The 10,845-nt window shown below is 42.3% G+C and carries 4 protein-coding genes; all 4 read left to right on the top strand.

Annotation, left to right across the window (positions count from 1 at the left end):
• Positions 1 to 598: 598 nt before the first annotated feature.
• The 4 genes from ACFG4S_RS05810 (at position 599) to ACFG4S_RS05795 (ending at position 10,842) form a co-directional block, all read left to right on the top strand.
• The gene (locus ACFG4S_RS05810) at positions 599 to 1,717 is read left to right on the top strand and encodes a ferrochelatase (RefSeq protein WP_392535919.1); all 1,119 of its coding nucleotides are present in this window, start codon (positions 599 to 601) and stop codon (positions 1,715 to 1,717) included.
• Positions 1,718 to 2,448: 731 nt separating this feature from the next.
• Entirely contained in the window at positions 2,449 to 3,852 is a 1,404-nt protein-coding gene (locus ACFG4S_RS05805; protein ID WP_392533891.1) for a hypothetical protein, read from the top strand.
• Positions 3,853 to 4,017: 165 nt separating this feature from the next.
• The gene (locus ACFG4S_RS05800; RefSeq protein ID WP_392533890.1) at positions 4,018 to 5,706 is read left to right on the top strand and encodes a hypothetical protein; all 1,689 of its coding nucleotides are present in this window, start codon (positions 4,018 to 4,020) and stop codon (positions 5,704 to 5,706) included.
• A 150-nt stretch (positions 5,707 to 5,856) separates the two neighbouring features.
• Positions 5,857 to 10,842, top strand: a complete 4,986-nt coding sequence (locus ACFG4S_RS05795) for a CHAT domain-containing protein (protein ID WP_392533889.1) — start codon at positions 5,857 to 5,859, stop codon at positions 10,840 to 10,842.
• The last annotated feature ends 3 nt before the right edge of the window (positions 10,843 to 10,845 follow it).

Raw genomic sequence — 10,845 nt, 5'->3', positions numbered from 1 at the left:
GCGTAAGTTCTAGAACATTTACCTTTGTGACAGTTAAGGTGCCGAAGGTGGGCTAAAAATCTAATATATACAACCTCAGTCTTTTACTCTCAATTTTCAACCTTTTATTTTCCTGTTATATCTTAATAACCCTCTCTTGAAACTCTTCCACCTGAAACATTTTCTTACACTTGCGTTTATAAATAGCTTTTATTTTTAAATGAATTAACTGTGTAACTTCTAAACCAGAATATTTACACAAAGCCCTAATTACTTTGATTAACTCATTTTTCACACTATCTGATGATAGGCAAAATTTCACGGCGTTCATAGACGCATTTAGCAAAAAGCTGTACCAAATTAATTTCACTGAAAACGCGTCTTTTTGGCATCTTCAGCACTTTCACTATTCCAGCAACATAGCAGATGCTGCATTAGTTCAATGCCCAATGCCCAATGCCCCACGTCAGTGTTTTATGTCTTTTGATGTATTATTGGGATTTCCCGACCCATCCTATCCCCCTGGATGGGATAGGATAAGTTACTAGTAGGGAAAATGTGTAAACTATTCCCTAACTTTATATTTCTCTGCACTCTGGTTATATTTGAGGAACTAATTGTGGTTGCCACGCCGGAAAAAGTACAACATACCCACGAGCATCTATCAGGTAAAGACCGTGTAGCCGTACTGCTTATGGGCTACGGCGAAGTCGAAAGCTACGAAGATTTCGCCAACTATAACGAACAGGCTTTAAATCTACTGACAGCAAAATTTGCACCAGTACCAACCTGGATTTATCCCCCTCTAGCAAAGCTTTTGGCGCTATTTGACCGCCATGAGTGGGGACACACACACCATGATTTTATCTCCCCACACAATGCCATCTTTGAACAGCAACGGGCTGGGATTGAGAAGAATTTACAAGAAAAATGGGGTGATAAGGTTCAAGTTTTCAAAGCTTTCAACTTCTGTGCCCCTTTTCTGCCCAACCAAGTTTTAGCAGAAATTAAAAACCAAGGCTTTGAGAAGCTGCTAATTTACCCATTGCTGGTGGTTGATTCTATCTTTACCAGTGGTATTGCCATCGAGCAAGTTAACAACGCTCTCGTTGAGTTAACTGATGGTGAAGAACACTGGGTTAAAGCACAGCGCTACATTCCTTCTTTCTTCAACGAACCAGCTTACATCGATTTGATGGCTCATTTGGTTGAGGAGAAAATTGCTGAGTTAGCAGGAGCTTATCTACCTTCTCAAATCGGTATTGTGTTAATGAATCATGGCTGTCCCCATAAAGCTAAAGGCTTTACTTCTGGGATTGCCGAAAGTGAAGCAATGTACGATTTAGTTCGGGATAAGTTGATTAACCGCTATCCGTTAATCTCGGTGGGTTGGCTTAATCATGACACGCCCTTAATTGATTGGACACAGCCAAACGCCGAACAAGCAGCAAATAACTTGATTCAACTAGGTGCAAAAGTGGTAATTTTTATGCCAATTGGCTTTGCCACAGAAAACCACGAAACTCTATTGGATGTACACCATATTATCCATGCTTTGGAAAAACAGCATCCTGGTACAAACTACGTGCAAATGGCTTGCGTCAACGATCGCCCAGAGTTCTTAGCAATGGTTGCCGAATGGGCTGACGATCATATTGCACAGTTGTTGTCAGAGGAAACCTTGGCAGTTAATCCCCAACTAGCTGGCGATCGCCACCACCACCACCATCATCATTAATGTGCGTTTTTGAGGGACGCACACAGATAGTTTAGTTTTATAGGGTGGGCAAAATTTTGCCCACCCTAAATTTATGCCGTACCTGGATGCATAGATACCGCTCAATCATTTCCAATCATCAAAAAAAAATCTCCCCGCGTCCCCATATCAATCTTTCAATGGGACATGACATCAAATCTTCTTTAATTTTCCTATGCGTTACGGTACTGATATGAAATTATTTTTTTTCAATATATTTTAAGTAAAATTCCCCTAAAGCTCAGTATCATCACTCAGGTTATCTTCGCTCTGCAAAGTTATTCTGTAAGTATTAATGTAACCTTTACTACGTGTTAACAGATTGTAAAGCCGGAACTTAATTTAGCATTCACCAGATCCTAGCGATCGATCAGCCACAAATTAGCAAGCTTAGTCGCTAACTTTGCTTCTTAACTGGTCACCCAGCAACAATTTTCATCAGCTTTTGGCGTTAATTATCTTATACGAGTTCTGTGTAAAGATACGCCAAAATCTCATTAATGACCATGAAACTGTAGTCTTACGCAAAGACCGAGACAGTGCGACAAGCAGCAGAAGTTCAAAGATTTGCTGGTGAAATATTTGTCTAAGTAATTTTAGGCAAAAAATGAGGTGTGCTGTTATCGAACAGCAGCTGAAATTCTTGTGAAATTAATGAACTTTTCTCATTATTCTTTTGATGAAATTAAACCCTGATTTAGAAGGATTTAGATATGCAAGAAACATTAATTGGAACTACTTTGACCTACTATTTAATCGCTTTTGATGCTAATGGCAAAGAACGCGAAAACAATGGTGAGCTAATCAGCCAAAAAGTATTAGATATTTTATCTAAATCTCAACAGTCAAATCGACCAATTACTGATATTTTCTTAATGAGCCACGGATGGCAAGGTGATGTTCCTGCGGCAACAAGCCAGTACAAAAAATGGATTACAGCTATGGGTCAAAACCGGGCTGATTTTGAAAAAATGAAACAGGTGCGACCAGGATTTAACCCCTTGTTGATTGGTCTACATTGGCCTAGTAAACCTTGGGGAAATGAAGACCTGAAGGCAGTTTCACCAGATAAAACAATTGTCTCTTTTGATACGGCAGATAATTCTCAAGAAGACTTAATTGAACAATATGCTCAGCGGATAGCTGATACTGAAACTACTAGAGAAGCGCTCAGAACAATTTTCACAGCAGCGGGAGAATATGAAGTTGCACCCGATACATTACCATCAGAAGTACGCGAAGCTTGCCAGGTTTTGATTAAGGAAGCATCTTTGAGTGCTGAAGGAGAAGATGCAGATGGGTGGAGCGAAAACGAACCATTAGATTTAAATCCTGAAAGTGTATATGAAGCTACCCTGGCAGAAGAAAGTGGAGATGTCAGCTTTGGAATTGGCGATGATTTGAAATTAGCCGCCGATCGATTTTTAAACATTCCGAGATTATTATCTTTTTGGAAGATGAAAGACCTCGCTCGGAAAATTGGTCAAACCAGCGGTTTCAATTTGTTAAACAGACTGCAACAGGTAACAGATAAAACTGTGCGATTCCACCTCATAGGTCACAGTTTTGGATGTATTTTTGTTTCAGCCACTGTAGCAGGTACTAAAAATAATAAATTAATCCGTCCAGTTAATTCTCTAGTCTTAATACAAGGCGCTTTATCACTCTGGTCTTTCTGCTCAAATGTCCCTCATAGAAAAAATATTCCTGGTTACTTCCACTCGATTATTAGCGATCGCAAAGTTACAGGAGCAATTATTACCACCCAATCTAAGTATGATAACGCTGTTAAAAATGCCTATCCGATGGCAGGAACACTGGGAATATTTGGCGGGCAAGATATAGACTTTGACGTTAATACCACGAATTATCCTGGTGTCGGTGGCATTGGTTGTTATGGAATTCAGGGTGATGGTTTGCAAATTAGCGCCGACATAACATATATGCGATCGCTAGAAAAATCCTACGACTTTGAACCAGGTAAAATTTATAACCTGAATAGCAATGATTATATTGTTGTTCCTTCTAGCGAACTAGATATTTTCACAGGCGCTCACAACGCCATTGATAAACCTGAAGTAGCTCATGCTGTATGGTCGGCAGCATACGCTACTTGATAAAACGCCAAGAGAATCCCCGTAATTAAAATCAGGGAATTTTAAGCGATGTCTACGATGGGCTACGCCTACGCCTTTTTTATCCATAAATAAATTTAGGCAGATCGCAATCATTACTTCTTTTACTTTTGTACTTTCAAATTACCAACACAAGGATTACGTAAAATGAGCATCGAACAGTTGACCAAAGAGCTATATTTCAATGGAATTGATGGTACATCAGGAGACTATTTGTTGCCTCCTTTGACACCTGAGCAGGTTTCCAAGATTGCTCAGGGCGAAGAGTTCGATCCTACAGATATCAAAGAACTCAAGGCAAAAGATAACCAAGTTAAAAAACTAGATGGTCACTTTGCCCCGATGGAGGGCATAGATCCAAAAAATCTCGCAGAGACAGGTTGGGGAGTTATCTTCGCTTATAATCCCGACCCAGCAATCAAAGAAGCAATCAAAGAAGGACTGAAGGAACTGTTAGAGCATCGGCAAAAGCAAGCGACTCAAAATAACGAGAAGTATTATAAGGAATACATTTATCGTCCAGGGGAGTCGAAGAATGAGTTTTTGAGCCGTAATGATGCTGCTCCTGGCCCTGTCGATCCAAAGAAAATGCCTTATTATCTGTTGATTGTTGGCGATCCAGAGGCCATTCCTTATCGTTTTCAATATCAACTTGATGTGCAGTATGCGGTGGGTCGCATCTACTTTGATACACCCCAAGAATATGCTCAGTATGCTCGCAGTGTCGTACAGGCTGAAACTACTAATTTAAACCTGGCTCGTAAAGCTAGCTTTTTCGGTGTGCGTACCAAGGGTGATGGAGCCACTGAACTCAGTGCTGATAACTTGATTCAGCCCCTAGCTGATTGGATGCTTGATGACCAGAAAGACAATAATTGGGCAGTACAAACCTTACTCGCAGAAGAAGCTACCAAGGCGCGGTTAGGGAAACTATTAGGCGGTGAAGAAACACCTGCTTTGTTGTTCACTGCAAGTCATGGTATGGGCTTTCGCAATGGGGATGAGCGACAACTACGCCATCAAGGTGCTTTACTCTGTCAGGACTGGCCTGGCAAAGATGAGTGGGGTAAAAAACCAATTCCCGAAGAATTTTACTTTTCTGCGGACGATGTTAGCGACGATGCTCGCTTACTAGGGCTAATTGCCTTTCACTTTGCTTGTTATGGTGCTGGGACACCCAAGTTTGATGAGTTTGCCCATAAAAAAGGTGAAAGGGCAGAGATCGCCCCTAATGCCTTTGTTGCTCCTCTACCCCGTCGTCTATTGAGTCACCCCAAAGGTGGTGCTTTGGCTGTCATCGGTCATGTAGAACGAGCTTGGGGTTGCTCTTTCGTCTGGGGACGCACTGGTAAGCAATTGGCAGTGTTTCAAAGTACCCTCAAGAGGCTGCTAGAAGGTCATCCTGTGGGATCAGCTGTTGAGTATTTCAACGAGCGCTATGCTGAACTTTCTTCTGATTTGAGTATGAAATTAGAAGATATTAAATATGGTGAGACTCCTGAACACACAACTTTGTCTGACATGTGGACAGCCAACAATGACGCTCGGAGTTACGCCATTGTTGGTGACCCCGCAGTGCGGTTAGTTGTGGGTGATCATTCAGTAGGCGATCGCTCCGTTATCGCCACAGTTAATTTACCTGCTGCACCTAAAATACTCGAAGCAACTACACCCAATACATCATCTACAATCCAGGATGCCCAGACAAACTTAACCCAAGCTCTAGAAAAGTTTGTCAACACAGTTGAGCAAGCTCCAGTTGACCGCACAGAAAAACTTCAGGCCGCGCTATTAGCCGTCGTTAGTCTAGTTGACACCTTGAAGAAATTGAATTAACAGCAAACGTGAAAAACCTGGCTTTTAGTAATTTTACTTTAAAGCCAGGTTTTACGTATCTAATTTTACATTTTAATTAATTGTAAAATTGCATAAAAATCAAAGCTTTTTAACTCTTACCGTTTAAAAATACTATAAATACTTAACTAAATGAATACCTTTGAGATTACCATCCAACGAAAATCAGGAGATAACTGGCCAATTGTAGTGGAACATACCCAACCGGGTATTCTTCTGCCGTTGCGATCGGAAGGTAATCTCTGTCTGACTGATGAAGATTTCCAGCGTTTGACCAGTCTTTTAGGACGGGTAGCGGATTACGGTACCTTTTTGGGGAAAGCACTGTTACGAGACGAAGTGCGTGATGGATTTGTCAGGGCATTGAGTCACAACCAACAAACATTACGGGTGTTGCTGTTTATTGAAGCCGCAGACAAAGAACTCAGAACTTTACGCTGGGAAAGATTATGCGCTCCTATTGATGGCGACTGGCAGATGTTAGCCATCAATCAACGAGTGCCCTTTTGCTTCTACATTCCTGCCATTACTGACCGACTTTTTCCCCCCATTGGGCGTCGGGACTTGCGGGCGCTGGTACTAGTGGCGAGTCCATCGGATTCTCAACGGTATAAATTAGACACATTTGATGTTGAAGCTACTGTGAAGAGTGTGCAGTCAGCTTTGGGGGATATTCCCACAGATGTTTTAGCAACAGTTGATGGTGCTATTGGTTTACCTACCCTCGATGAACTTTGTACTCACCTCACTGACAGAACAAAGCAGTATACAATACTACATTTCGTTAGCCACGGAAGGGTAATGGATGATGGCGAAACCCTCCTTTATTGGTCAAAGCCTGACAACACAGTGGAGGTGGTGACAGCAACAAGGTTATTGGAAAGAGTGCGCCCGTTACGGGGAGCAAGAGGGCTACCCCACTTTACTTTTCTTTGCACTTGTGAGAGCGCCAGCCCCAGTGCAGAAGCCGGATTGGGAGGATTAGGACAGCGATTGGTGCGGGATTTAGGGATGCCTGCGGTGGTGGCGATGACCGAGAAAGTGACTATCAAGACGGCACAGGCGCTAGCAGAGAAATTTTACTTCCAACTTCGAGAGTCGGGAGAGGTGGACTCAGCATTACATGAAGCTACAGCCGGTCTAGCAGAACGTGGTGATGTGACTGTACCAGCACTATTTAGCCGTTTGGGGGGGCGTCCTTTATTCAGCGATCAGCTTGACCGAGAATTAACCAACGCCGAAATTCAATATGGTTTGGAAAAGATTTTAGAGTTACTACCAGAGCGATCGCCTATTCTCGGAAAGAAGTTCACAGACATCGCACAGCAGCTAAAAAACACGCTAGGGGCAGATGTCGCAGCCTTGAGCAAAGAAGCCCTCAAAGAACGAGAGCAGACTTTAGAAGAAATTAACAACCTCTCTGAGGAAATACTAGACCTCACCTTTCATGCTTTGGCATTAGGTCAGCAACCACCCACTTATGATTCTCGTTGTCCCTTCCGGGGCTTGTATCCTTTTCGGGTGGAAAACCGCGAATTTTTCTTTGGGCGAGAACAACTAATTACCCAACTGCAACAAAAGCTGACTGAAGACAACTTTTTAGCTGTTTTAGGTGCCTCTGGTAGTGGTAAGTCATCGGTGGTGTTAGGGGGGTTAATACCGCTGCTACAAGAAAAACAGAGCGATTTGCAGTTAGCATACATGACACCAAGCAGTAACCCTATTGAACAACTGCAAACTAGTCTTTCCCCAGTTCAAGGCCAATCTTCAATACTAGTCATCGACCAATTTGAAGAACTATTTACCCTCTGTACTGATGAAGCACAGAGAATAACTTTCATCGAAAAATTGTTAAGCCTGATTCCTCACCAAAAAGTTCTCATCACTATGCGGGCAGACTTTTGGGGTGAGTGTGCAACCTATCGCAACCTGAAAGATTTGATGGAAGCTAGGCAAAAACTAATTGGGCCGATGGATGCAGCAGAATTGCGAAAAGCAATGGAAATGCAAGCGGCTCAAGTAGGGCTACGCTTTGAACCAGGCTTAAGTAACTCGATTCTCGATGATGTTCAAGGTGAGCCAGGAGCAATGCCACTGCTGCAACATGCATTGCTAGAGATGTGGAAGAGGCGACATGGTAGATGGTTGCGTGGTGTGGAGTATGAAGCGATCGGTGGTGTGAATATGGCGATCGCTCAAACTGCCGATGATGTTTACAATAGTCTGTCAGTCCCAGAACAAGACCAAGTTAAGAATATCTTCATCCGCTTAACCCGTTTAGATGAAAGTGCGATGGAAGGAGAAAAACGCCGAGATACAAGACGGCGAGTTTGGCTAGATGAACTAGTAGCTGCGGGTGGTGATTTGGCAAGTACCAAACAGTTGGTGCAGAAGTTGGCTGGTGAAGGAGCGCGATTAGTAGTTACCAGTGTAGACTCCTCTACAAATCGAGAAGAGGTGGAAGTAGCCCATGAAGCCTTAATCCGCTATTGGCCGCGATTGCTCAAGTGGCTAGATGATAACCGCATTAACTTACAACTCCGCGAAACTATCCGTCAAGCAGCTTTGGAGTGGGAAAAGCTGCAAAAAGATGATAATTATTTGGTGCATCGCGGAGGAAGATTAGAAGATGCTCAGCTGTTGGCGAAACACACTAATTTTTTAAACCAGTCAGAGGCTGACTATGTTAACGCTTGCAGGGAATTGCGCCAACGTGAGGAAAAGGAAAAAGAAGCGCGTCGCCGTCGAGAAATTAGAACAGCTTGGGGAGTAGCTGGGGGAGCGGTGCTTGCTTTGATTGTTAGTACTGCTTTTGGAAGGATGGCTTTGTCTCAAAAGCGAGACGCGCAAATAACTAAAGCTGAAGCGCTAGGTCAATATTCCTTATCACTGTTTGCATCTCATCAATATTTTGATGCCCTTATTGAAGGAATAAGAGCAGGAAAAATCCTCAATGAATATCAAGTAACACAAACTCAGGTTTTAGGAGCATTACAAAAAGCAGTTTATAGAGTCAGAGAGTACAATCGGTTAGATATTGGTGATAAGTTAATCTTCTTTAGCCCCGATGGCAAAACCTTAGCTTCTGTTAGTTATGACGGTATCATCAAACTCTGGGATTTAACAGGCAAAGAATTACATACCCTCAAACATGATGAGGTCAATACTCTGGTCTTTAGCCCCGATGGCAAAACCTTAGCTTCTGTTAGTTATGACGGTATCATCAAACTCTGGGATTTAACAGGCAAAGAATTATATACCCTCAAACATGATGAGGTTAATGATCTGGTCTTTAGCAGTGAGGGCAAAACCTTTGCCTCTACTAGTAGTGACGGTAAGGTCAAAGTTTGGGATTTAACAGGTAAGCAATTACTCTTCCTTGACCATCAGGCTGAATTCATCAACAGTATAGCATTCAGCCCTGACGGTAAAACCTTTGCTTCTGGTAGTAGAGAGGGTAAAGTCAAAGTTTGGGATTTAACAGGTCAGCTATTACTCTCCTTTGACCATAAATCTAATGTTGAAAAGGCTAATGTTGAAAAGGTAGTCTTCAGCCCTGATGGTAAAACTTTGGCATCTATTGGTAATCGTGATAGTACATTGAAACTTTGGAATTTAAAAACCAAGGAAGTATTCACCCTCCAAAATCAGGATAAGATCGAAAATCTGAACTTCAGCCCCGACAGCAAAACTCTAGCTTATACTAATAGTGATAATGAAGTTAAACTCTGGGATTTAAAAACTAAAGAACTAGACACTTTCGACCATAATAAAGTTCAGATTGAAAGCGTAATCTTCAGCGCCGACAGCAAAACCGTTGTCTCTGGTAGCCGTGACGGTAAAATCAAACTCTGGGATTTAAAAGGTAAGGAATTATTCACTTTCTACAACCAGGATTTGGTCAGTAAACTAGTCTTTACCTCAGACGGCAAAACCCTGGCTTCTGCTAGCGACAATGGTATTATCAAACTCTGGGATTTAACAGGTAAGAAACTACCAACCCTTCACCATCAAGTTGAGGTTGAAAGCATAGTCTTCAGACCCAACAGCAAAACTTTGGCTTCTGTTGGTCGTGACAAAACACTCAAACTGTGGGATTCAGAAGGCAAGGAACTACCAACTCTCCCACATCATGCTGAGGTTGAAAGCGTAGTCTTCAGCCCCGATGGCAAAATTTTGGCTTCTGTTGGTAGTGACAAAACACTCAAACTCTGGGATTTAAAAGGCAAGGAACTACCAACTCTCCTGCATCATGCTGAGGTTGAAAATGTAGTCTTCAGCCCCGACAGCAAAATTTTGGCTTCTGTTGGTATTGACAAAACACTCAAACTTTGGAATTTAACAAGTCAGACACTTCAAATTATTCCCGATGAGACTAAGGTCAATAGCGTGGTCTTTAGCCCTGACGGCAAAATTCTAGTCTCTGCTAATCAAGATGGTATCAAATTTTTGGATTTAACGAGTAAGGAATTACGTATTTTCAAAGATCGGGCTGCGGTTAACAGTGTGGTTTTTAGTCCAGATGGCAAAACCCTGGCTTCTGCTAGTGAAGATCAAACCGTCACACTCTGGAATTTAACGGGTAAGGAACTACATACCTTCAAAAAGGCTGGAGTCAACAGTTTAGTTTTCAGTCCAGATGGTCAAACCTTTGCTCTTGTTAGTGAAGATCAAACCGTCAAACTCTGGAATTTAGAAAGTAACAAACTGCAAACCCTTTACCATCAGGTTGATGTCAATAGTGTAGTCTTTAGTCCTGATAGCAAAACTCTGATTTCTGCTACTAATAACTATGCCGTTAACGTCTGGGATTTAACGGGCAAACTTTTATACACTCTTTATGATAAACCTGAAAGAGAAAACGAAGTCCGTTACCGTGATGGCAAACCCACATCTTATGAACCCGTAGGCAAAACTCTGGTCTTTAGTCCAGACGGCAAAACCCTTGCTGCTGCTGGTGACGACAAAACGATCATTCTGTGGGATTGGCAACTAGATTCGCTCATGGTTAATGCCTGTGATTGGGCAAGCTACTATCTCAAAAATCGCCAGGACATACCAGAAAGTGATAGCGATAAGAATATGTGCGTAGGCATAGATCATAGCAATTCTAAATAAGTT

The sequence above is a fragment of the Nostoc sp. C117 genome (assembly GCF_043099735.1).
Taxonomy (GTDB): Bacteria; Cyanobacteriota; Cyanobacteriia; order Cyanobacteriales; family Nostocaceae; genus Nostoc.
Note: the sequence above shows the minus strand (reverse complement) of the source record. Positions and strands in the feature narration are given on the sequence as shown.

Excerpts from the sequence above, each read along its gene's own strand:
- ACFG4S_RS05800 (WP_392533890.1), top strand. The coding sequence starts at position 4,018 with ATGAGCATCGAACAGTTGACCAAAGAGCTATATTTCAATGGAATTGAT.
- ACFG4S_RS05805 (WP_392533891.1), top strand. The coding sequence starts at position 2,449 with ATGCAAGAAACATTAATTGGAACTACTTTGACCTACTATTTAATCGCT.
- ACFG4S_RS05795 (WP_392533889.1), top strand. The coding sequence starts at position 5,857 with ATGAATACCTTTGAGATTACCATCCAACGAAAATCAGGAGATAACTGG.